Origin of the sequence: uncultured Parasphingopyxis sp. (genome assembly GCF_937129435.1) — a bacterium.
Lineage (GTDB): Bacteria > Pseudomonadota > Alphaproteobacteria > Sphingomonadales > Sphingomonadaceae > Parasphingopyxis.
The window spans coordinates 25,240-45,852 of the sequence record NZ_CAKZNF010000013.1 but is presented as its reverse complement, the minus strand read 5'-3'; the positions used below and the strand labels follow the sequence as shown (position 1 = coordinate 45,852).

The following is a 20,613-nucleotide window of genomic DNA, read 5'->3' as shown; positions in this document are numbered from 1 at the left end:
TGTTTCTGGCCGAAAAGGGCATCGATCTGCCGATGCAGGACCTGTCGATCCCGCAGCGCGAGCAGAAGGCGCCCGAGTTCATGGCGAAGAACCCGCTCGGCCAGGTGCCGGCGCTCGAGCTGGACGACGGGACGGTCATTTCGGAAAGCGTCTCGATCTGCCGCTATCTGGAAGCGCTGCATCCCGAACCGCCGCTGTTCGGGACGGGCGCCGAGCAGATTGCGCTGGTCGACATGTGGATCCGCCGCGTCGAGAATGTGCTGATGACGCCGGTCGGTATGGTCTGGGTTCACACGCACCAGTTCACGCAAAGCCTTCCCAATCGCTTTCCCGATTATGGCGAAAGCAACCGCGAACGCGTCGACGCCGCCTTCCACTGGTTCGACCGGCGGCTGGGCGAGGCGCAGTTCGTTGCCGGGGACGACTTCTCGATGGCGGACATCGTGCTGCTGACGACGGTCGATTTCGCCGACTGGATCGGGCTGCCGATGCCCGGGGATGTCGATCATCTGCGCTATTGGCACGAGCGCGTGTCTGCGCGGCCGAGCGCGACTGGGGATTAGGCACAATCCTGCCCGGTTTTTTTGTCAGAATTTTCCTTTCGGAAAATCGCCGCACCAGCCCGCACCCCCACCCGACCTCCCATTCAGGATACTCACTTGAGAGGCCGGGTGGGGGTGCGGGCTGGTGCGGCGCCTGAGGCGAAGCCGAAGGTCTGACAAATGTTATTGCCGCCCCCGGCAATGCGGCGTAATCGGCCTTTCGAGGGGGACATCGAAAATATGCAAGGCGGGGGACGGCTGTCGAGACGGTCTTTTCTGGCGCGCGTCACCGGGGGCGGCATCGCCATCGGGGCCGTCGCGCTGGTCACGGGGTGCAAGGATCCGGATGGCGAAGCGGAGCGCGCCGGGCTGACCGATTGCGATGAGGGTCCGAACGCCGATGCCGCGGGCAAGGGCCGCACCGGCAACCACACCGGCGCCAGCGACAGCGATGGCGGCCCGAATGCCGATCCGGCCGGCTGCGGCACCGGCGGCGGGGCCGTCACCGACAGTGATCGCGGGCGGCAGGCCGATCCGGCGGGTGAAGGGCGCGGGCCCGCCCGGCACAGCGACCGCGACACCGACTTTTCCGCCGACCCGATCGGCCGGGGACGCGGCCCCGCACCAGCGGAGACGGGCGCATGAGCGAGGTCGCGGCAACGGCCGCGCCGCATGAGGAGACCGCCACCGAGCGCGTCCTCCACCGCCTCACCGGCCTCGATATCGCGCGTGCGCTGGCGATCTTCGGCATGGTGATCGTCAATTATCGCAGCACTTTTCACGAAACCGGCGAAGCGCCGCCCTGGCTCGAAACGCTGGCGAACCAGGTCAACGGCCGTGCGGCGGCGACCTTCGTTTTCCTCGCCGGGATCGGTATCGCCCTCCTCTCCCGCAAATCGCGGACGAGCGGCGACAAGGACCTGATCCGCGAAGACCGGCGCGACCTGTTCCGCCGCGCGCTCTTCCTGCTCGCCATCGGCTTCCTGTTCCGCCAGGTCTGGGAATACGACATCCTGCATTTCTACGGCGCATGGCTGATCATGGCGGCGGTGGTGCTGACGGTGCGCAGCGTCTGGCTGATCGCCATCGCGCTGTTGATGGTCGCGATTTTCCCCTTTCTCTACTTCGTGCTGCCAGACGCCCTCGGCATCACCTTCTGGGACACGACCAACGCCTTCACCTGGCGCGATATCGCCATCGACTATTTCTTCCAGGGCTATCACCCGATCGCACCGTGGTTCGCCTTCATGTGCATCGGCATGGCGGTAGGCCGGCTCGACCTCGCCGACGTGAAGATTCGCCGCAACCTGCTGATCGCCGGGATCGCGATGATCGCCATCGGCGAAGGACTGGCGGGCGTCATGCTCGATCTCGGCTATTTCAAGCTGCTCGAGGATATCTTCCCGACGCTCGATCTCAACGAGGCGAACCCGATCATTGACACCGATTCCTATCCGCCGATGCCGCTCTTCGTGCTCGTCGGCACGGGTTGGGCGATGACGATCGTCTCGCTGTGCTTCGGGTTCGGCCTGCGTTTCGGCGACCGGCGCTGGATAACGCCGTTCGTCCATACCGGGCAGCTCGCGCTGACTATCTATATCCTCCACGGCACCTTCGGCGTCTGGGCGGTCGGCTGGGCGGGCTACAAGCCCTATCAGAGCCTCGAATGGATCCTGACCTATTGCGTGATCTTCTACCTCTTCGCCATCCTGTTCGCGACGCTCTGGCGCCGTCGCTACAGCCGCGGCCCGGTCGAAGCGATCATGCGGCGGCTGACCGATCGATGGGAGAGCGAGATCAACCCGGTGAAACCCGCCTCCGAGGCTTGATTCCCGCCCGGCCATCGCGGAACAATGCGCGCCCGAGGCCCGTTGGGAGAGGGAAACGGGACGATCAGAGGGGAAATCATGGAACTCGGCTTTATAGGAACGTTGCAGGACCAGCTGCTCGGCATGACCGAGGAACTGATCCGGATGCTGCCGCAATTCGCGATCGCATTCATCGTTCTGTTCGTGACCTGGCTGATCGCCAAGGGCGGCCGCCGAATCGCGCAAAAGCTGTTCGGCCATACCGATATGCGGCCGAGCCTGCTGACGCTCGTCGAAACGCTGATCACCGTGCTGATCTGGATTCTCGGCATCTTCATCGCCGCTACGATCATCCTGCCGGGCCTCACCCCGGCGAGTATCCTTGCCGGCCTCGGTATCGGCGCCGTCGCTATCGGCTTCGCCTTTCAGGATATCTTCGAGAATTTCCTCGCCGGCGTGCTCATCATGGTCCGCAAGAAGATGAAGATCGGCGACGTCATCGAATGCGAAGGCATTTCGGGCAGGGTCGAGGCGATCAACCTGCGCGAAACCTATGTCCGCAAGCTTTCGAACGAGGTGACAATCGTCCCCAATTCGATGCTGTTCAAGAACCCGGTCGAAGTCTTCACCGACGAGAGCGGGCGGCGGCACGAGGTCGTCGCCGGCGTCTCCTACGATACCGATCTCGACCAGGCGGCCGAGGTGATCGAAAAAGCCGTGCGTTCGTGCGATCGCGTCGATACCGACAAGGGGATCGACATCTTCGCCAAGGAATTCAATTCGAGCTCGATCGATTTTCTCGTCCGCTGGTGGTCGGGATCGACTCCGCGTTCGGGGCATGAGAGCCGCGATCAGGTCGTGCGCGCGATCAAGCGGGCGCTGGACGATGCGGGAATCGAAATCCCCTTCCCTTATGTCACGCACACCTTCAAGGAACCGGTGCCGCTGGCATCGGCTGGAGATGACGCATGAGCCTGTTCGGAAGCATCGGCCGCTCGATCCTCGGCAGGACGGCCCGTCGCCGCGCCGGTGGCGGTATTGCGGGACTGGCGCTGGGCGCCATCGCGGCGCGGATCGCCACGCGTTCGGTGCCGGGCGCGCTGCTCGTCGGCGGCGGGTTCCTGGCCAAGCATCTCTGGGACAGGAAGCGCGATCGCGACGAGCGGGATGCGGCGGGCGCGATGTCGGAAGAGGATATCGACATGAACGTGGCGCGCGCGACCGGCGAGGCGGGCGCGGCAGACGAAAGTCCTTCCGGAAGCTGAGCGGCCGAGCCTGAGCAGCCTCGCCGGGCATTTACCCTCTTTCCGGAGGGCTTAACCAGCTGTTGACCTTAACGGGGCGTTACCGCGCCGATAGCGGTCGAGGCATGCCGACGCTGATCGCCCTCATGCTCGCCGCCGCCCCTGCACCGGGCGCAACCGCCCAGGCGCAGGCTACGGCCACGATCCTGCCGGCCGCGCGCGTGGATTTCGTCCGGTTCGATGCGGAGACTACGGAAACGGCGGGGCGCTGGGTTTATGGGCGCTACCGGACGCCCGCCTCCAACGACGGCGAAGCGCCGCGCGAACTGCGGCTGATCGAGTTCGAGTAGAGTTTTTGTCAGACTCGACCGATCGGTCGAGCGCCGCAAACCTAATATAAAAACATCGGCATGCCTTCGACGCGCTGGATGCGCGCACGGTAGGCTTCGCGGTCGTAGAGCCGCTCGACATCGACGATCTTCTGCCCGGCGACGACGCAATCGTTCGGGACATGGCAGTAATTGCCGTCCTTGAGCGCCACCATCCGTCCCTTTTCGCCATCGCGCAGCAGTTGCACCGCCATGCCGCCGAATGCGAAGCCGACCATCCGGTCGAGCGCATCGGGTTCGCCCGATCGCATCAGATAGGCAAGTTCCTGCACTACCGTGCCGATACCGGTCTCCTCCTCGATGATCCCGGCGAGCTGTTGCCCGATCCCCGGATCGATCCGGTGCGTCGCCGATTTGCCGATCTCGTCGCTGCGCCCCTGCCCTTCGATCTTCGCGCCTTCGGAAATCACGCAGACGGCATAGTTCGCCGGGTTGGACCGGCGATCCTCGGCGAGCAGCGGTAGCAGGACATCGGGATCGGCCGGCACCTCGGCGATCACGGTGCGGTCGACCTGCGCGAGAAAGCCCGCTAGCAGCGCCGTTTCGCCCGAACGGCGGCCGAACAGTTCGACCACGGCGATCCGCTCATGGCTGCCCGTCGTCGTCCGGAGCGCGTTGATCGCCTCGGCCGAGCGGCTGACGGCGGTCGAGAAGCCGATGCAATAATCGGTGCCGTTGACGTCGTTGTCCATCGTCTTGGGCACGGAGATGACGGGGAATCCCAGCCCCGCCAGATGCGCGGAGAAGCGCAGCGTCCCGTCGCCGCCCAGCGTCACCATCGCATCGATGCCGAGTGCGTCGAGAACCTTCAGGACATGATCGGTCCGGTCGCCCTCGGGCTGGGTGCGCGGATCGGTGCGCGAGGTGTGGAGGATCGTGCCGCCGCTGCGATCGATCCCGCGCACACGCTCGCGATCGAGATTCCAGGTCTGGGCGTCGATGGTTTCGGGGTCGTCGGGATCGATCCGCAAAAGGCCGTGCCAGCCGCGGCGGAAACCGGTGACCGTCCATCCCTGATCGAGTGCCGCGAGCGTGATCGCGCGGATACAGGGATTGAGCCCCGGCACATCGCCGCCCCCGGTCAAAATTCCGATATGGATGGCCGGTTCTCCTCCCCTAGCCGCCGGATGGCGCGAATTGCAGGTTCAGTTCCTCCGCATTGCGGGGAATATCGACCTCGGCCGAGTTGAACTCGACCATTTCGCGCGGCGGCAGCACGCGCTGCGGCGCCGGTATAGTCCAGTCGTAGACGACAGTCCCTTGCGCATTGCGCAACTCGGCATGGATCGGCGGGATCGGCTGTTCCTCGTCGGTCATGTTGACGATCCGCCCGGTGATCGAGAGCAGCTGGTGGCCGTTGGAGAGGATCCGGCGTTCGGGGCTGCGCACAAGCTGGACGTCGAGCGACGAATTGACGTCCGCCTCGCCGAACCCGAATTGCGCGGCGACATTGTCCGGGCCGAAATAGAGCAGCGCCCCGATCGCGCTGCCGAGCACGAGGAATATGGCGACAGCAATCGCCGTCCACATCCGTGCCGGATTGCGGCGTGGCTTGAAGGGCGGTTCGTGCGCAAAGGGATCGCGATCGTCGTCCGCGCGGATCGGCGGAGGGGGGCGCGCGACGCGTTCTTCCCGATCCTCGCGCGGCTGCACCGGGAGTTCGGGCTGTTCGGGCTCGGGCGGCTTTGCCTTTGGCGGGGCGACGACGTCGATATGACCGGGCGATTCCTGCCCCTCGGCAAACCAGCTATGCTTGCAATTGGCGCAGCGAACCTGCCGCCCTTCAGGCCCGACCGCATTGTCCGGCACCAGGTAGCGGGTCGCACAGGCAGGGCATTGAAGGATCATCAGGGAAGCTACGCGCCAGTCAGTTGAAATGGGTCGCGGCGATCTACGCAGAGCGGGGTGGCGCTGGCAAGGAGGTCCATCCGCGCGCATCGGGATATCCGCGATGATTTGCCCGGTGCAACGCGCGCTTTACGGGGGGTTAATGCCTGTGCCATTGCCCCGGCATGGCGAAATCGATTGCCCAGTTCGAAAATGTCGGGCTGCGTTACGGCACCGGAGCGGAAACGCTGTCCGATATCAGCTTCACGCTGGACGAGGGCGGCTTTTATTTCCTGACCGGCCCCTCGGGCGCGGGCAAGACCTCGCTGCTCAAGCTGCTCTACCTCGCCCTGCGCCCGAGCCGCGGGCTGATCCGCCTTTTCGACGAGGATGTGGTGACGCTCCCGCGCGGCCGCCTGCCCGGCTTTCGCCGCCGCATCGGCGTCGTCTTCCAGGATTTCCGGCTCGTCCCGCATTTGTCCGCCTTCGACAATATCGCGCTGCCGTTGCGCGTATCGGGGGTCGAGGAGAAGGACCTGTTCGAGCCGGTCAGCGAAATGCTGGCCTGGGTGGGCCTCGCAGACCGGTCGAGCGCCCGACCCGCGACGCTTTCGGGCGGGGAGCAGCAGCGCGTCGCCATCGCGCGTGCCGTGATAGGGCGGCCCGAAATTCTCGTCGCCGACGAGCCGACCGGCAATGTCGACCCCGAAATGGCGGCGCGCCTGCTCCATCTGTTCGACGGGCTGAACAAGCTCGGCACGACGCTCGTGGTGGCCACCCATGACGTCCACCTGCTGAGCCGCGTCGCCAATGCCGCGATGATCCGGATCGATGGCGGGCGATTGTCCGACCCCACGGGCCTGCTCAAGAATCCGCCGCGCGAGCCGCGCCGGCGCCGCGACTCATGAACCTGCCCTTCTTCTCCGCCAGCCAGGCCGACCGGCGCCTGTTGACCGAAGGCAGGCTCGCGGGGCCGATGCCCTGGGTGATCGCGATCATGATGTTCATGACGGTGCTGTCGGCGGCGGGCGGGATCGGCCTCAACCATGCCGCGCGCAACCTGACGACAGGTCTCTCCAACCGCATCACCGTGCAGATCGTCGAGGCCAATCCGGACGAACGCGCGGTGCAGGCCCGGCTCGCGGCGGAACAGCTGCGCGACCTTCCCGGTGTTTCGAATGTCCGCCGTGTACCCGATGAGGAGATCGACGCGCTGCTCGAACCCTATATCGGCGCCAACGGATCGCAGGAGGGCATTCCCGTTCCCGCCCTGATCGATGCCGACCTGACCGACGCGGCGCATGCCGATCTCGATGCCATCGAGGCCGTGGTCGGCGATGTGGCGCCATCGGCGCGGATCGACGACCATGCGCAATTCCTCGCGCCGCTCACAGGGCTGATCGGAACGCTGACATGGCTGGCTTTCGCCGTCGTGATCCTGACGGCGAGTGCGCTGGCGGCGGCGGTAATCTTGGCCGTCCGTTCGGCGCTCAACACCCATGGCGCGACGATCGAGGTGCTGCACCTGATGGGCGCAACCGACGCGCAAATCGCCCGGCTGTTCCAACGACGGATCGCGCTCGACGCGCTGTTCGGCGGGATCGTCGGGTTCCTCGCCGCCGCCATCGTGATCCTGCTGCTGGGCCAGCGGATTTCGGCGGTGGGATCGGACCTGCTCGGCGGGATATCCTTTCCCTGGGCCGCATGGATCCTTCTTGCGCTACTGCCGCTTGCCGGCGCGGGTCTGGCGACGCTCGTCGCGCGCTACACGATGGTCGGCGCGCTGAGGAAGATGCTGTGATCCGGCGGATCGCCTCGCTGCTGGTGCTGGCCTGGGTCTTCGGCTTCGCGGCCTTCGTGCTCTGGCTGCCGGGCGTGGGGGACGACGAGCGGGAAACTGATGCGATCATCGTATTGACCGGCGGCAAGGACCGTATCGAACGCGGCATCGAGCTGATGGAAAAAAGCCGGGCCGAACGGATGCTGGTGTCGGGCGTCAACCGCACCGTCCGACCGGTCGAACTGGCGGAGGAGAATGGCGCCGATGTCGCGCTGTTCGATTGCTGCATCGATCTCGACCAGGATTCGGTCGACACCCGCAGCAATGGCGAACAGGCGGGGGAATGGCTGCGCCGGAACGATTTCAAGACGGTCCGGCTGATCACGACCGACTGGCACATGCCGCGCGCCCGCTTCGAGCTGTCGCGCGAGATCGACGAGGATGTCTCGATCTACCCCGATGCCATCGAGAGCGATCCCAGCTTCATGCAGCTCTTCCTCGAATATAACAAATATCTGCTGCGGCGCGGCGGCGTGCTGATCGGCGTCTGATCCGATGGCGGTGATCCGGACGGCGGTGTTCATGCTCGTCTTTTACGGGCTGACCGTGCCCTATGTGGCCGCCGCGCTGATCGGGGCGGCGATCGGTCCGCGCCCGATGCATGCGGTGATCCATAGCTGGGTGCGCCTGCTCGACTGGTGCAGCCGCCATATCCTCGGCATCAGGATGCGGATCGAGGGCGAAATCCCCGAAGGCCAGTTCCTCTTCGCCGCCAAGCATCAGGCGATGTACGAGACGATGGAGCTGCTCAACATGCTCGACACGCCGGCGCCGGTGCTGAAGAAGGAGCTGACCGACATCTTCGCCTGGGGCTGGCTGGCCAAGCAATATGGCGGGATTCCCGTGGATCGCAGCGGCGGCGCGAAGACGATGCGGGCGATGCTGAAGCGGACGCGCGAGGTGCTGAGCGAGGGCCGCTCGGTCGTCATATTTCCCGAAGGCACACGCGTGCTGCCCGGGGAAACGCCGCCGCTGCAATCGGGCTTTGCCGGGCTCTACAAGATGCTGAAGCTGCCCGTGGTCGCGATCGCGCTGGACAGCGGCCCCGTCTGGCCGCGCAAGAGCTGGATCAAACGGCCGGGCATTGTCACCTTCCGCTTCTTCGAGCCGATCCCGCCCGGCCTCCCGCGCGAGGAGATCGAGGCCGAGGTGCATCGGCGGATCAATGCCTTGGAGAATGAGGGTGTGACGCCCCAACAGGGATAGACCCTCCCCTTCAGGGGAGGGGTTGGGGTGGGGGAGTGCCTCAAGCGCAGGGAATGCGGATAGCCCCCACCCCCGGCCCCTCCCCTGAAGGGGAGGGGTGAATTTCGCAGATCATGGTTCGTTTGAGAGAACTTCATCCAACGCCGCGACCAGACCCGCCATCTCCTCTTCCGTCCCGATTGTGATCCGCAGCGCATCGGGCAGCCCCTGCCCCGGCAGCCACCGCGTGATATAGCCACGTTGAAGCAGTGCCTCGAACGCCTGCTCGGCGGTCACCGGGCCGTTGAACTCCACGAGCACGAAGTTCGCCTTGGACGGAACGGCGCGCAAACCCGCATTGCCCCAGCCCGCGATCCGTTCCTCGAACCAGCCGCGCCATTTGGCATTGTGCGTCCGGCTCGCTTCCACGAAATCGGTATCGCCAAGCGCCGCAACGGCCGCTTGCTGACCCGCGCTCGTCACGTTGAACGGCGCGCGGATCTTGTCGAGCGCCGCGATCACCGGCGCCGGGCCGTAGCCCCAGCCGATCCGCTCGGCGGCCAGGCCGTAGATCTTGGAGAAGGTCCGCGTGACGAGGACGTTCGGTGCGTTGCCGGCGAGGACGAGCGCGCCGTCGTCATCCGCTTCGTCGAGATATTCGGCATAGGCCTGGTCGACGACAAGCAGCACATCTTCGGGCAGCCCGGCGTGCAGCCTCGCGATATCGTCGCGGCGCGCGAAGGTGCCGGTCGGGTTGTTCGGGTTGGCGAGGAAGACGACGCGCGTCGCCGACGTCACCGCCTCGAGCAGCGCATCGACATTGGTCGCATAGTCGGTGTCCGGCGCTTCGACGGGCTCGGCGCCGACCCGCCGCGCCGCGATCGGATAGACCGAGAAGCCGTAACGCACATACAGCACCTCGTCGCCGACCCCGGCAAAGGCCCCCGCGGCAAGATGCAGCAGCTCGTCCGACCCGGTGCCGCAGATGATGCGCTCGGGATCGAGGCCGTAGCGAACGCCGATTGCCTCGCGCAGCGCCGTCGAGCGCGGATCGGGATATCGCGACAGCCCGCCTTGCGCTTCCGCCAGCACCCTTTGTGCCGCCGGACTCGTCCCCAGCGGGTTCTCGTTCGAGGACAGCTTCACCGGTCGCTCCACCCCCGATGCGACCGATCGGCCGGGCGTATAGGGGTGGATCGCGTCGATCCACGGTTTGGGGGTCGGGCCGGTCATGCGCGCCGCCTTACTGCGCTTTGCGTTGACAATCCACGGCCCTCGGCCATAGCGCCGCTGGTCATGGCGCTTTCCGCTTCTCTCGATGGCGAGGCCTGTTCGGTTTCGCTGCCCGGCCCGCTCTCGCTCGACGGCGGCGGCAGCCTCGCGCCCGTCGACATCGCCTATGAGGCCTATGGCGCGCTGAACGCGGACAAATCGAACGCCATTCTGATCTGCCACGCGCTGACCGGCGACCAGCATGTCGCCTCGACGCATCCGCGCACGGGCAAGCCGGGCTGGTGGAGCCGCATGGTCGGCCCGGGGAAACCCGTCGATCCCGAGCGCCATTTCATCGTCTGCGCCAACGTCCTCGGCAGCTGCATGGGATCTTCCGGCCCGGCGAGCGCGGCGGACGACGGCAAGCCCTATGGCATGCGCTTTCCCGTCATCACGATCCGCGACATGGTCCGCGCCCAGGCGATGCTGCTCGATCATCTCGGGATCGAGCGTCTCGAAGCCGTGATCGGCGGATCGATGGGCGGGATGCAGGTGCTGGAATGGGCGGCCTGCTACCCGAACCGCGTCGGCGCGGCGGTCGCCATCGCGACGGCGGCGCGGCATTCGGCGCAGAACATCGCCTTTCACGAAGTCGGGCGTCAGGCGATCATGGCCGACCCGGCATGGCATGGCGGCAACTATTATGCGCACGACGCGGTGCCGACCAAGGGGCTCTCGGTCGCGCGCATGGCCGCGCATATCACCTATTTGTCCGAGGAAGGGCTGACCGAGAAATTCGGACGGCGGTTGCAAGCGCGCGACGCCAAGAGCTTCGGCTTCGATGCCGATTTCCAGGTCGAAAGCTATTTGCGGCATCAGGGGATCAGCTTCGTCGACCGGTTCGACGCCAACAGCTATCTCTACATCACGCGCGCGATGGATTATTTCGACCTCGCCGAGGAACATGGCGGCCTGCTCGCCAACGCCTTTGCCGACAGCCGGACGCGCTTCTGCGTCATCAGCTTCGACAGCGACTGGCTCTACCCGACCAGTGAATCGCGGCTAATCGTCAAGGCGCTCAACGCGGCGGGGGCCGAGGTCAGCTTCGTCGAACTGTCCTCGCCCTTCGGTCACGACGCCTTCCTGCTCGACACGCCCGAGATGAACGCGACGATCGACGGATTTCTGCGAGCGGGGGAAAGGTCGTGAATAATAGTCACGGTTTCAGCCATGGCCCCTCTCCCATGGGGAGAGGGTTGTGCAGACTTGACAGTCCTGAGCTTGTCGAAGGGCTGCCTAGTCGGAGCTGGGTGAGGGGTTCTCACTCCAGCGGGCGAAGAGCCCCTCATCCAACTTCGCCTAGGCTCGTTCCTCGCCAAGGCTCCATATCCTTCTCCCCATGGGAGAAGGGAAATGCCTGATCTCCGCCCCGACCTCGCGATCATCGCAGCGCAGATTCCCAAGGGCGCGCGCGTGCTCGATATCGGCTGCGGCGCGGGCGATCTGATGGCGGCGCTGCGCGATGAAAAGCACGTCGATGCGCGCGGGGTCGAGCTCGATCCTACCGCCGTCGCTGAAGCCATGGCGCGCGGGCTTTCGGTCGTGCAGGGGGATGCCGATACCGACCTGGCCGACTATCCCGATGGCGCGTTCGACTATGCCGTACTCAGCCAGACGCTGCAGACGACGCGCGCGCCGCATGCGATTCTCGACCAGCTGCTCCGCATCGCGCCGCGCGCCTTCGTCTCCTTCCCCAATTTCGCCTATTGGCGCGTGCGGATGAGCCTGTTGTTCGGCGGCCGCATGCCGGTGACGCAGGCGCTGCCGGTGAGCTGGTACGAGACCGACAATATCCACCACGTGACGATCGACGATTTCCGCGCCCTGCTGCGCGAACGCGGCACGAGCGTGGAGGATGCCTGGTACCTGACCGGCGCCCGCCAGCGCAGCGCGGCGGCGGCGAACCTGATGGCCGAACAGGCGGTGTTCCTGCTGGGGCGGTGATTACCGCTCCGTTTGGCTCCAGTCTTCGGGTTCCTGCTGCCGGTCGAGCAAGCGGAAGGCTAGGCCGAGCGTCACGCCGACGCCGATCGCCACGGTAAGATCGACGGCAACCGTCAGCACCATCGTCGTCAGCAGCAGCACGAGATCGCGCCGCGGCAGCGCCCGATAGCCTCGCCATTTGCCAGGCTCACTCATATTCCAGGCGGTGATGATCAGCAGCGCGGCGAGCGCGGGCATCGCCAACTGCCCCGCCAGCGGCGCGGCGACGAGCATGACGATCAGGATCACCAGCGCATGGACGATGCCCGCGACCGGCGTCTTCCCGCCCGCACGGATATTGGTCGCGGTGCGCGCAATAGCGCCTGTCACCGGCAGGCCGGCGAACAGCGAAGAGGCGATATTACCCGACCCTTGCGCGATCAACTCGGCATTGGAGCGATGGCTGCTCCCGATCATCCGATCCGCGACCATGGCCGACAGCAGCGACTCGACCCCGGCAAGGAAGGCGATAACCAGCGCCGAGGGTAGCAGCTCCCGCAGCCGGGCAAGCGTGACGTCGGGCAGGCCGGGCGCAGGAAGCTGGCCGGGCAGCTCGCCGAAACGCGACGCGATGGTGTCGGCCGGGAGCCCACCGTAGAGCGCCAGCGCCGATCCCGCCGCGACGGCGACGATCAGGCCGGGAAAGCGCGGCGCGAGCCTGCGAAGCCCGACGATCAGCACCAACGTAGTAACGGCGACGGCTAACGCGGAAAGCGACACCGTGTCGCGTGCCTTCCAAAGCGCCGCGATCTTGGCGAAGAATTCGGCCGGCAGGTCGGCGACCGCCATGCCGAAAAAATCCGCGAGCTGGCTTGCCGCGATGATGATCGCGATGCCGATCGTAAAACCATGGACGACGGCTTCGGGAATGAAGGCGATCAACCGTCCTAGCCGCAGGAAACCGGCGATCAGCAGCACGATGCCCGCCATCATCGTCGCAAGCACCAGCCCGTCATAGCCATGTTCCGCGATCACGCCGAACACGACGACGATAAACGCGCCCGTCGGCCCGCCGATCTGCACCCGGCTGCCGCCAAGAAGCGAAATGAAGAAACCGCCGACAATCGCGGTGACGAGCCCGGTCGCCGGATCGGCGCCCGAGGCGATGGCGATGGCAAGGCTCAGCGGCAGCGCGACCATCGCGACGGTCGTCCCGGCGATGCAGTCCGCCCGAAACAACGCCCAGCTGTATTCGCGCATCGTCGTGAGGATTTTCGGTTGTCTCATCGACGTTGGTCCGAGAATCGCGGGGTCAGCCGCGCAACTCGCCCCCGGCCTTTTCCGCCGCCTTCACGACCGCATCCGAGAGCTTCTTCAATTCCTCATCGGTGAAGCTCTTATCGCCCGGTTGGAACACCGTTTCGATGGCGATCGACTTCTTGCCGTCGGGCACGCCGTCGCCGTCGAACACGTCGAAGATACGAGCCGCGATCAGATGTGTCTTGTCGGCACCGCTCACCGCGCGAAGCAGCTCGCCCGCAGGCGCGTCGGAATCGATGAGGAACGCGAAATCGCGGGTCACGGGCTGCAAGGCGGGCGGCGCATAGGCCTCGCGCAGATGCCCGCCCGAGCTGCGCGGTAGCGGAATGGCGTCGATGAAGATTTCGGCGGCCATTGCTGCCCCGTCGAGGTCGAGCGCCTTGCTCGCGGACGGATGCAGTTCGCCGAATTCGGCCAGCACCTTTTTCGGGCCGAGGCACAACCGCCCCGAACGGCCCGGATGGTAATGGCCGGCCGCATCGCCGAGCAATTGCAGCTTGTCGACCGGCGCACCCGCCGCCTCGAGCAGCGCCATCGCCTCGGCCTTGGCGTCATAGGCGTTGAACGGCTTGCCGCCGCCCTGCCAGTGCCGGTGGGTGCGCGTTCCGGCGAGCACGATACCCAGCGTCGGCCGCTCGCCATCGCCCAGATACCGCCGGCCGATCTCGAACAGCCGCACGCTCGGCGCGCCGCGATCGAGATTGCGGCGAGCGGCCGCAACAAGGCCCGGGATCAGCGAGGTCCGCATCACCTTCATGTCCTCGCTGATCGGGTTGGCGAGCGACCAGGGCGCATCGCCCGTGACCGCGGCCTCGTCCTTCGAGATGAAGCTCCACGTCACCGCCTCGTTGAGACCGCGCGCGGCCGCCGCGCGGCGCATCTTGCGCTCGCGCCGCTGGTCGGGCGAGGCGGTGGGGAGCGCCACGCCGGGCAGGCGCGTCAGCGGCGTCGACGGGATGGAATCGAAGCCCTCGATCCGCAGCACCTCTTCGACCAGGTCGGGCGCGCCGTCCACATCGCGGCGCCAACTGGGCACGGCCACCGTGAACGGGCCGTCGCCCTCGACGCCGAAGCCCAACGCTTCGAGCGCTTCGCGCTGTTTCGCGGCGGGCACATCGACCCCGCCGAGCTTGGCGCAGAAGGCCGGGTCATAGTCGAACGTCTTCGTGCCTTCGGGCGGCGTTCCTGCGCGCGTGACCTCGCTCGGTGTGCCGCCGCACAAAGCCAGCACCAGCCGCGTCGCGACCTGCAGGCCGTCTTCGAGGAAGGCCGGGTCGACACCGCGTTCGAAACGGATGCGCGCATCGCTGGCGAGCGCGAGCTTCTGCCCCGTCCGCGCGATCCGCTCGGGCGTGAAATAGGCGCATTCGATCAGGACGTCTGTGGTGTCGTCCTCGACGCCCGATTCCTCGCCGCCCATGATGCCGCCGATATCGTGGACGGCCTTGTCGTCGGCGATCACCGTCATCGTCTCGTCGAGCCCGTAGGTCTTGCCGTTGAGCGCGAGCACCTGCTCGCCCGCCTTGGCGCGGCGCGCGACCAACGGGCCGGCGAGCTTCGCCATGTCGTAGACGTGGAGCGGGCGGCCGAGATCGATCATCACGAAATTGGTGATGTCAACGAGCGCGGAGATCGGCTTTTGTCCGATCGCGCGCAGCCGCTTCTGCATCCAGGGCGGCGATTCGCCGTTGGTAACGCCGGTGACCGTGCGGCCGAAAAAGGCGGGGCAGCCTTCGGGATCGTGGGTGCGGACGTCGGGCCCCTTGCCTTCACCGGGAACCGGCGCGATTTCGATCCGCTGACCCGAAACGTCGTGCTTGCCGTCGGCCGGTTCGGTCCCGGCCGGTGCATAGGCTTCGGCGAGCGGCTTGAGCGTGCCGAGACCGGCGGCGGCGAGATCGCGTGCGACGCCGCGCACGCCCATGCAATCCTGCCGGTTCGGCGTGATGGCGATGTCGATCACCGGATCGTCGAGGCCGGCCCATGCGGCATAGGGTTCGCCCACTGCATCGGCTGCGCTCTCGTCGAGATCGATGATCCCCTCATGCGCGTCGGACAGTTCGAGCTCGCGCTCCGAACACATCATGCCGAAGCTTTCGACATCGCGGATCTTCGCCGGTTTCAGCGTGACATCGATGCCGGGCACATAGGTGCCGGGCGCCGCGAACACGCCGATCATCCCTTCGCGCGCATTGGGCGCGCCGCACACCACCTGCACCGGATCGCCGTCTCCGGCATCGACCTTCAGCAATTGCAGCTTGTCGGCATTGGGATGCTTGCCCGCCTCGATCACCCTGGCGATGCGAAAACCGCCTAGCGTTTCGCCGGGATTTTCGACGCCCTCGACCTCGAGCCCGAGCGCCGTGAGCGTCTCGAGGATCGTGTCGAGATCGGCATCGGTGTCGAGATGCTCCTTGAGCCACGAAAGGGTGAATTTCATCGTGAACAATCCTTCCCGCACGGAAGCACTCTTCTCCCAAGGGGAGAAGGATATGGAGCCTTATGAGCGAAGCGAATTAGGCGCAGTTGGATGAGGGGTTGCACGTTGGATGGAGCGGCCGAACCCCTCATCCAACTCCAACTAGGCCTCGCTACGCGAGACCAAGTTTTCGTATCCTTCTCCCAATGGGAGAAGGTTTGTGCCGGCGCCGCCATCACGCCCCCACTCCCGCGCTCAGCGTCGGCACGTCGAGCGCCGAGAAACCGTAATGACGAAGCCAGCGCAGATCGCCGTCGAAAAAGGCGCGCAAATCGTCCATCCCGTATTTGAGCATCGCGAGCCGGTCGACGCCCGTGCCGAAAGCGAAGCCCTGCCACGTGTCGGGATCGAGATCGCAGGCGGCAATGACGCGGCGGTTGACCATGCCGCTGCCGAGCACCTCCATCCAGTGATCGGCCCCGCCGATCACCTGCCGTCCCTTGTCGTCGATCGAATAGCCGACATCGACCTCGGCCGAAGGTTCGGTGAAGGGGAAATAGCTGGGGCGGAAACGCAGCACGACATCGTCGCGCTCGAAGAACGCCTTCAAAAACGTCTCGAGCGTCCATTTGAGATGCCCCATGGTGATGTCCCTGTCGATTACCAGCCCCTCGATCTGATGGAACATCGGTGTGTGCGTCGCATCCGAATCCGACCGATAGGTACGGCCCGGCGCGATGATGCGGATCGGCGGCTCCTGGCTCGTCATCGTGCGTATCTGCACCGGAGAGGTGTGCGTACGCAGCAGCATCGGCGCGCCGTCGCCATTGGCCGGGCTGCCCGAATGCAGCTGCTGGCCCGACGGGAAATAGAAAGTGTCGTGCATCGCCCGCGCCGGATGGCTTTCGGGGATGTTGAGCGCGGTGAAATTGTGCCAGTCGTCCTCGATCTCCGGCCCGGTCGCAACGGCGAAGCCCAGATCGGCGAAGATTTCAGCCAGCTCGTCCATCACCTGGCTGACCGGATGGATGCTGCCCATCAACGGCTCGGGCGGCGGCAGCGACATGTCCTGCACTTCGGACGCCAGCCTTTCCTGCAGCACCGCTTCCTCGAGCGCGGCGCGCTTTTCGTCGAGCGCGGCCGAAATGTCATGGCGCAGCCCCTGGATCTTCGGCGCCTCGGTCTGCCGCTCCTCGGGCGACATGCCGCCGAGCGTCTTCAGCAGCTGCGTGACGACGCCGTTCTTGCCGAGCGCATGAACGCGCACCGCTTCCAGCCCTTCAAGGCCGGCCGCAACATCGATCGCCGCGCACAGATCCTCCTTCAGCTGGGGGATGTCCGGCTTGTCTTCAGTCATCGGTTCAACATCCTTCAATCTCACTCAATTCTCGTCATTCCCGCGACGGCGGGAATCCATCTCCCGCACACATGGTTTGCATCTCCGGTGATGGACCCCCGCCTTCGCGGGGGTGACGAGTCCGATTACCTAATCGCCCAGACTGGCGGAAAGCCGAAATCGACCGCCAGATCTCGCCAATCCGGATTGGTCTTCTCGATCAGATTGATTTTCCACAGTCTGTTCCACTTCTTGATCTGCTTTTCCCGCCTGATGGCCGTTTCCATTGTCCCATGCTGTTCAAACCAGACCAGCATTTTCGCCTGCACCCGTTTGCTATGGCCACCGAAGCTCTCATCGCGATGCCGGCCTATGCGTTGCAGCAGTTGCGAAGTCACGCCTGCATACAATGCACCGTTTCTGCGGTTGGCAAGAATGTAGACCGTCGGCTGGAAATCCTCTTTCATCGACGTAATCCGAAAAATGAAACGGGCTCCGCGCCGCAAACGACAAAGGGCGCGACGGGATTGTTGCATCCCGCGCGCCCTTCAACTGTTCGGGTCGACGGTTCGATCCGTCAACCGGCTAAATGTCGCTGCCTCAGGCTTTAGCGAGCGCGTCCTTGCTCTGGGCAACGACGGCGCTAAACGCCTCCGGCTCGTTCATCGCGAGATCGGCGAGGATCTTGCGATCCAGCTCGACGCCCGCGAGCTTCAGCCCGTGCATGAAGCGCGCATAGGTCAGGTCCTCGGTCCGCACCGCCGCGTTGATCCGCTGGATCCACAGCGCGCGGAAATTCCGCTTCCTTACCTTGCGATCGCGATAGGCATACTGGCCGGCCTTTTCGACGGCCTGGCGCGCGACGCGAATCGTGTTCTTGCGGCGGCCCCAATAGCCCTTGGCCTGCTTCAACAGGCGCTTGTGGCTCTGTTTGGTGGTCGTGCCTCTTTTTACCCGTGCCATCGCGCTATTTCCTCAGTCCGTAGGGAGCCCACTTCTTCACCGTCTTCGCATCGGCGTCGGCGAGTTCCGTGGTTCCGCGATTCTGGCGGATATATTTCGCGTTATGGCTGATCAGGCGGTGGCGCTTGCCGGCGACGCCGTGCAGCACCTTGCCCGTCGCGGTGATCTTGAAGCGTTTCTTCACACCGCTCTTGGTCTTGAGCTTGGGCATTTTCGTCTCCTTAAGTCTGACGATCTGCGAACGGCCTCGGCAGCCCATACTGGCCGGACAGTTCCCTCGAAATCGTTGGAAGCCGGGGCCTATAGGCGAAAGAGCGCGGCAATGCAATGGTTCGCACGGGAACCGGCGCATCGGCTAAAGGTTTGTAAATCATGGCTCATGGCGAAGCGACCCTGCTCGATCGAACCGGCGCGTGGCTGGGCGCGTTGCCGGGGCGCGTCGGCGCCTGGTTCGCCCGCATTCCCGACCATATCGTGCGGCGGATCCTCTACACGATCGTCGGCCTTTTCGCGCTGATCCTGCTGTGCTGGCTGATCCTCTACATCACCAAGGGCCGGTTCCTGAAAGAGCCGTTCGAGAGCATCATGAGCGCCCAGCTCGAACGAGAGGTGCAGGTCGAGGGCGATTTCCAGCTTTATTTCGATCCGATCGACGTCAAGTTCGTCGCCGAGGGGATGATGATTTCCAACCCGGAATGGGCCGAGAGCGATACCTTCTTCGCCGCCGATCTCGTTCACATGCGCGTCGATACGATCCCGCTGATCTTCGGCCGCCGGACCATCAATTTCCTCAAGCTCGACAATGGCGATGTCGCGCTGGAATGGGACCGGGCCGGCGAACAGAATAGCTGGACGTTCGGCGAGCCGACCGGAGAGCCGCTGGAGCTGCCGCTGATCCGCTATGCCTCGATCTCCGGCACCCGGCTCCATTATCGCGATCCCCGATCGACGCTGAGCGCCGATATCGGTTTCGAAACCGTGAGCGCGCGCGACAATGAGATCGAGAATTCGATCGAATTTTCCGGCCGCGGCAGCGCACGGGGCGAGGGATTCACGCTGAACGGCGGTTTCTTCTCGCCCAATGCGGCGATTGCGGGCGGCCGCAACGATTTCCGGCTCCACGCCGAAGGCGTCGGCACCGTGATGGACGTGTCGGGCGAACTGCCCGGCCTGACCGAGATCGAGGGTGCCGAGCTCGCCGTCCAGGTGCGCGGGCAGAACATGGCGCAGCTGTTCGACTTTGCCGGCATCGCCGTCCCGGAAACCCGCGCCTACCGCCTGCAATCGGCGCTGACCAAGGCAGGAGACGAATGGCGCTTCACGAGGATGACGGGCCGCTTCGGCGACAGCGATCTGGCGGGATCGATGACGGTGGCGCTGCGCGACCGGATGATGATTACCGCCGACCTCGCCTCCGACACGGTCGATATCATCGATATCGGCCCCTTCCTCGGCTACGATCCCGAGCGGCTGGAGGCCGAAGGCGGATCGGGGGCGATCACGCAGGCGGGCGGCACGCCGCGCGTCCTCCCCGATGCGCCGCTGCGCGTCGACGCCATCTCGCGCTTCGACGCACATGTCGACTATCGCGTCCGCAATATCCGCGCCGAAAGCCTGCCGATTTCCAACGTTTCGCTGACCCTCGATCTCGATAACAGCTTCCTGCGCCTATCCCCGTTCGAATTCGATCTGTCGGGCGGCCACGTCACCTCCGATATCCAGATCAACGCGCGCGAGCGCCCGGTGCGGACCGCTTATGACATCCGCCTCTCTCCGACGCCGATGGGGACGCTGCTGGCCCGTTTCGGCGTCGAGGAGAACGGCACGACCGGCACCATCGCCGGCCGCGCGCAGATGACTGGGACCGGCGATACGATCCATGAATCGCTGAGCACCTCGAACGGCCGTATCGCGATCATCATTCCCGAGGGCACGGTCGTAGCGGGTAATGCACAACTCGCCGAACTCGACCTCGGGACGTTCCTGCAGCTGATGTTCGAGGATGAGACGAACGATCCGATCAACGTCAATTGCGGGCTGATCGCCTTCACCGTGCGTAACGGTCTTGCGGCCACCGATCCGATCCTGATCGACACGCGCAAGAATGTGATCGTCGGGCGCGGTGGCTTCAGCTTCCGGAACGAGGCGATCGATATCGCGATCGAGGCGGACGGCAAGGATTTCAGCCTGTTCTCCGGCCAGTCGCCGGTCGGCATCAACGGCCATTTCGCCTCACCCGGCATCGATCCGATTTCCGGCGAACTCGTCGCGCGCGCGGGCATTGCCCTGGGGCTCGGCATCGCGGTCAGCCCGCTTGCCGCGATCGTGTCGTTCGTCGATCTCGGCGATGCCGAAGCCGCGCAATGTGGTCCTGTGCTGCAGGGCGCGCGGGCCCGCGACCAGCGCGAGGAGGATGGCGACCCGCGCGACGATGTCGGCGACGGCCGCGCGAGCCGCGACGATGTCGAGGAAGAAGAAGACGATGACGACGACGATGGCGGTTTTCTCGGCATCTTCTAGCCCCCGGCGGTTCGCCGATCTGCTA

At 65.3% G+C, this 20,613-nt stretch carries 22 protein-coding genes; 13 read left to right on the top strand and 9 right to left on the bottom strand.

Going from position 1 to position 20,613, the window contains the following annotated elements; all coding sequences use genetic code 11:
* From Q0139_RS02895 to Q0139_RS02870, 6 genes are all read left to right on the top strand, one after another.
* On the top strand, positions 1-563 hold a 563-nt coding region (locus tag Q0139_RS02895; RefSeq protein WP_367180716.1), incomplete at its 5' end, for a glutathione S-transferase family protein.
* A gap of 219 nt (positions 564-782) precedes the next feature.
* The gene (locus Q0139_RS02890; protein ID WP_298017031.1) at positions 783-1,187 is read left to right on the top strand and encodes a hypothetical protein; all 405 of its coding nucleotides are present in this window, start codon (positions 783-785) and stop codon (positions 1,185-1,187) included.
* Positions 1,184-2,371: a heparan-alpha-glucosaminide N-acetyltransferase domain-containing protein gene (locus Q0139_RS02885; protein WP_298017029.1), complete on the top strand. Its 1,188-nt coding sequence runs from the start codon at positions 1,184-1,186 to the stop codon at positions 2,369-2,371. The genes Q0139_RS02890 and Q0139_RS02885 overlap by 4 nt, the downstream gene beginning before the upstream one ends.
* Positions 2,372-2,449: 78 nt before the next feature.
* Positions 2,450-3,322: a mechanosensitive ion channel family protein gene (locus Q0139_RS02880; protein ID WP_298017026.1), complete on the top strand. Its 873-nt coding sequence runs from the start codon at positions 2,450-2,452 to the stop codon at positions 3,320-3,322.
* The gene (locus tag Q0139_RS02875) at positions 3,319-3,615 is read left to right on the top strand and encodes a hypothetical protein (protein ID WP_298017025.1); all 297 of its coding nucleotides are present in this window, start codon (positions 3,319-3,321) and stop codon (positions 3,613-3,615) included. The genes Q0139_RS02880 and Q0139_RS02875 overlap by 4 nt, the downstream gene beginning before the upstream one ends.
* Before the next feature lie 104 nt (positions 3,616-3,719).
* Entirely contained in the window at positions 3,720-3,944 is a 225-nt protein-coding gene (locus Q0139_RS02870; protein ID WP_298017023.1) for a hypothetical protein, read from the top strand.
* A gap of 41 nt (positions 3,945-3,985) precedes the next feature.
* On the opposite strand, the gene Q0139_RS02865 is transcribed toward Q0139_RS02870, so the two are convergent.
* Positions 3,986-5,068 (bottom strand): ATP-dependent 6-phosphofructokinase, encoded by a 1,083-nt coding sequence (locus Q0139_RS02865; protein WP_298017021.1) that lies wholly within the window; start codon positions 5,066-5,068, stop codon positions 3,986-3,988.
* Between the two features lie 31 nt (positions 5,069-5,099).
* A complete protein-coding gene (locus Q0139_RS02860) occupies positions 5,100-5,831 on the bottom strand; it encodes an MJ0042-type zinc finger domain-containing protein (RefSeq protein ID WP_298017018.1) in 732 nt (243 codons plus the stop codon).
* 164 nt (positions 5,832-5,995) lie between these two features.
* Between Q0139_RS02860 and ftsE the strand changes: the two genes are divergently transcribed.
* Genes ftsE through Q0139_RS02840 form a run of 4 tightly spaced genes read left to right on the top strand, consistent with a single transcriptional unit; the run spans position 5,996 to position 8,856 of the window.
* Positions 5,996-6,718, top strand: a complete 723-nt coding sequence (gene ftsE / locus Q0139_RS02855) for a cell division ATP-binding protein FtsE (RefSeq protein ID WP_298017016.1) — start codon at positions 5,996-5,998, stop codon at positions 6,716-6,718.
* Positions 6,715-7,611 carry a cell division protein gene (locus Q0139_RS02850; RefSeq protein WP_298017014.1) on the top strand — a complete coding sequence of 299 codons (897 nt, stop codon included), beginning with the start codon at positions 6,715-6,717 and terminating at the stop codon, positions 7,609-7,611. The genes ftsE and Q0139_RS02850 overlap by 4 nt, the downstream gene beginning before the upstream one ends.
* Positions 7,608-8,141: a YdcF family protein gene (locus Q0139_RS02845; RefSeq protein WP_298017011.1), complete on the top strand. Its 534-nt coding sequence runs from the start codon at positions 7,608-7,610 to the stop codon at positions 8,139-8,141. Before Q0139_RS02850 ends, Q0139_RS02845 begins: the two co-directional genes overlap by 4 nt.
* Before the next feature lie 4 nt (positions 8,142-8,145).
* A complete protein-coding gene (locus tag Q0139_RS02840; protein WP_298017009.1) occupies positions 8,146-8,856 on the top strand; it encodes a 1-acyl-sn-glycerol-3-phosphate acyltransferase in 711 nt (236 codons plus the stop codon).
* A 111-nt stretch (positions 8,857-8,967) separates the two neighbouring features.
* On the opposite strand, the gene hisC is transcribed toward Q0139_RS02840, so the two are convergent.
* A complete protein-coding gene (hisC, locus tag Q0139_RS02835; protein WP_298017007.1) occupies positions 8,968-10,068 on the bottom strand; it encodes a histidinol-phosphate transaminase in 1,101 nt (366 codons plus the stop codon).
* A gap of 63 nt (positions 10,069-10,131) precedes the next feature.
* Here hisC and Q0139_RS02830 point away from each other — a divergent pair, with 63 nt between their 5' ends.
* Both Q0139_RS02830 and metW read left to right on the top strand, forming a co-directional pair.
* Positions 10,132-11,256 carry a homoserine O-acetyltransferase gene (locus Q0139_RS02830; RefSeq protein ID WP_298017005.1) on the top strand — a complete coding sequence of 375 codons (1,125 nt, stop codon included), beginning with the start codon at positions 10,132-10,134 and terminating at the stop codon, positions 11,254-11,256.
* Between the two features lie 204 nt (positions 11,257-11,460).
* On the top strand, positions 11,461-12,051 hold the full coding sequence (gene metW, locus Q0139_RS02825) for a methionine biosynthesis protein MetW (RefSeq protein WP_298017003.1): 591 nt from the start codon (positions 11,461-11,463) through the stop codon (positions 12,049-12,051).
* Here metW and Q0139_RS02820 read toward each other — a convergent pair whose 3' ends face one another.
* The 6 genes from Q0139_RS02820 to rpmI form a co-directional block, all read right to left on the bottom strand.
* On the bottom strand, positions 12,052-13,317 hold the full coding sequence (locus tag Q0139_RS02820) for a SulP family inorganic anion transporter (RefSeq protein WP_298017000.1): 1,266 nt from the start codon (positions 13,315-13,317) through the stop codon (positions 12,052-12,054). It lies immediately after the preceding gene.
* 25 nt (positions 13,318-13,342) lie between these two features.
* Positions 13,343-15,790 (bottom strand): phenylalanine--tRNA ligase subunit beta, encoded by a 2,448-nt coding sequence (gene pheT / locus Q0139_RS02815; RefSeq protein ID WP_298016997.1) that lies wholly within the window; start codon positions 15,788-15,790, stop codon positions 13,343-13,345.
* A gap of 214 nt (positions 15,791-16,004) precedes the next feature.
* Positions 16,005-17,126 (bottom strand): phenylalanine--tRNA ligase subunit alpha, encoded by a 1,122-nt coding sequence (gene pheS / locus Q0139_RS02810; RefSeq protein ID WP_298016993.1) that lies wholly within the window; start codon positions 17,124-17,126, stop codon positions 16,005-16,007.
* Between the two features lie 125 nt (positions 17,127-17,251).
* Entirely contained in the window at positions 17,252-17,572 is a 321-nt protein-coding gene (locus Q0139_RS02805; protein ID WP_298016988.1) for a GIY-YIG nuclease family protein, read from the bottom strand.
* Between the two features lie 133 nt (positions 17,573-17,705).
* On the bottom strand, positions 17,706-18,068 hold the full coding sequence (rplT, locus tag Q0139_RS02800; protein WP_298016984.1) for a 50S ribosomal protein L20: 363 nt from the start codon (positions 18,066-18,068) through the stop codon (positions 17,706-17,708).
* Between the two features lie 4 nt (positions 18,069-18,072).
* Entirely contained in the window at positions 18,073-18,279 is a 207-nt protein-coding gene (gene rpmI / locus Q0139_RS02795; protein WP_298016982.1) for a 50S ribosomal protein L35, read from the bottom strand.
* 161 nt (positions 18,280-18,440) lie between these two features.
* On the opposite strand from rpmI, the gene Q0139_RS02790 reads away from it, so the two are divergent.
* The gene (locus Q0139_RS02790) at positions 18,441-20,588 is read left to right on the top strand and encodes an AsmA family protein (protein ID WP_298016979.1); all 2,148 of its coding nucleotides are present in this window, start codon (positions 18,441-18,443) and stop codon (positions 20,586-20,588) included.
* The last annotated feature ends 25 nt before the right edge of the window (positions 20,589-20,613 follow it).

What these genes read in the sequence shown, in the direction of transcription:
- Q0139_RS02860 (WP_298017018.1), bottom strand. Translation starts at nt 5,831, where the DNA reads ATGATCCTTCAATGCCCTGCCTGTGCGACCCGCTACCTGGTGCCGGAC.
- rplT (WP_298016984.1), bottom strand. Translation starts at nt 18,068, where the DNA reads ATGGCACGGGTAAAAAGAGGCACGACCACCAAACAGAGCCACAAGCGC.
- Q0139_RS02830 (WP_298017005.1), top strand. Translation starts at nt 10,132, where the DNA reads ATGGCGCTTTCCGCTTCTCTCGATGGCGAGGCCTGTTCGGTTTCGCTG.
- hisC (WP_298017007.1), bottom strand. Translation starts at nt 10,068, where the DNA reads ATGACCGGCCCGACCCCCAAACCGTGGATCGACGCGATCCACCCCTAT.
- Q0139_RS02805 (WP_298016988.1), bottom strand. Translation starts at nt 17,572, where the DNA reads ATGAAAGAGGATTTCCAGCCGACGGTCTACATTCTTGCCAACCGCAGA.
- rpmI (WP_298016982.1), bottom strand. Translation starts at nt 18,279, where the DNA reads ATGCCCAAGCTCAAGACCAAGAGCGGTGTGAAGAAACGCTTCAAGATC.
- metW (WP_298017003.1), top strand. Translation starts at nt 11,461, where the DNA reads ATGCCTGATCTCCGCCCCGACCTCGCGATCATCGCAGCGCAGATTCCC.
- Q0139_RS02875 (WP_298017025.1), top strand. Translation starts at nt 3,319, where the DNA reads ATGAGCCTGTTCGGAAGCATCGGCCGCTCGATCCTCGGCAGGACGGCC.
- Q0139_RS02820 (WP_298017000.1), bottom strand. Translation starts at nt 13,317, where the DNA reads ATGAGACAACCGAAAATCCTCACGACGATGCGCGAATACAGCTGGGCG.
- Q0139_RS02850 (WP_298017014.1), top strand. Translation starts at nt 6,715, where the DNA reads ATGAACCTGCCCTTCTTCTCCGCCAGCCAGGCCGACCGGCGCCTGTTG.
- Q0139_RS02870 (WP_298017023.1), top strand. Translation starts at nt 3,720, where the DNA reads ATGCCGACGCTGATCGCCCTCATGCTCGCCGCCGCCCCTGCACCGGGC.
- Q0139_RS02890 (WP_298017031.1), top strand. Translation starts at nt 783, where the DNA reads ATGCAAGGCGGGGGACGGCTGTCGAGACGGTCTTTTCTGGCGCGCGTC.
- Q0139_RS02885 (WP_298017029.1), top strand. Translation starts at nt 1,184, where the DNA reads ATGAGCGAGGTCGCGGCAACGGCCGCGCCGCATGAGGAGACCGCCACC.
- Q0139_RS02790 (WP_298016979.1), top strand. Translation starts at nt 18,441, where the DNA reads ATGGCTCATGGCGAAGCGACCCTGCTCGATCGAACCGGCGCGTGGCTG.
- Q0139_RS02840 (WP_298017009.1), top strand. Translation starts at nt 8,146, where the DNA reads ATGGCGGTGATCCGGACGGCGGTGTTCATGCTCGTCTTTTACGGGCTG.
- ftsE (WP_298017016.1), top strand. Translation starts at nt 5,996, where the DNA reads ATGGCGAAATCGATTGCCCAGTTCGAAAATGTCGGGCTGCGTTACGGC.
- pheS (WP_298016993.1), bottom strand. Translation starts at nt 17,126, where the DNA reads ATGACTGAAGACAAGCCGGACATCCCCCAGCTGAAGGAGGATCTGTGC.
- Q0139_RS02880 (WP_298017026.1), top strand. Translation starts at nt 2,450, where the DNA reads ATGGAACTCGGCTTTATAGGAACGTTGCAGGACCAGCTGCTCGGCATG.
- pheT (WP_298016997.1), bottom strand. Translation starts at nt 15,790, where the DNA reads ATGAAATTCACCCTTTCGTGGCTCAAGGAGCATCTCGACACCGATGCC.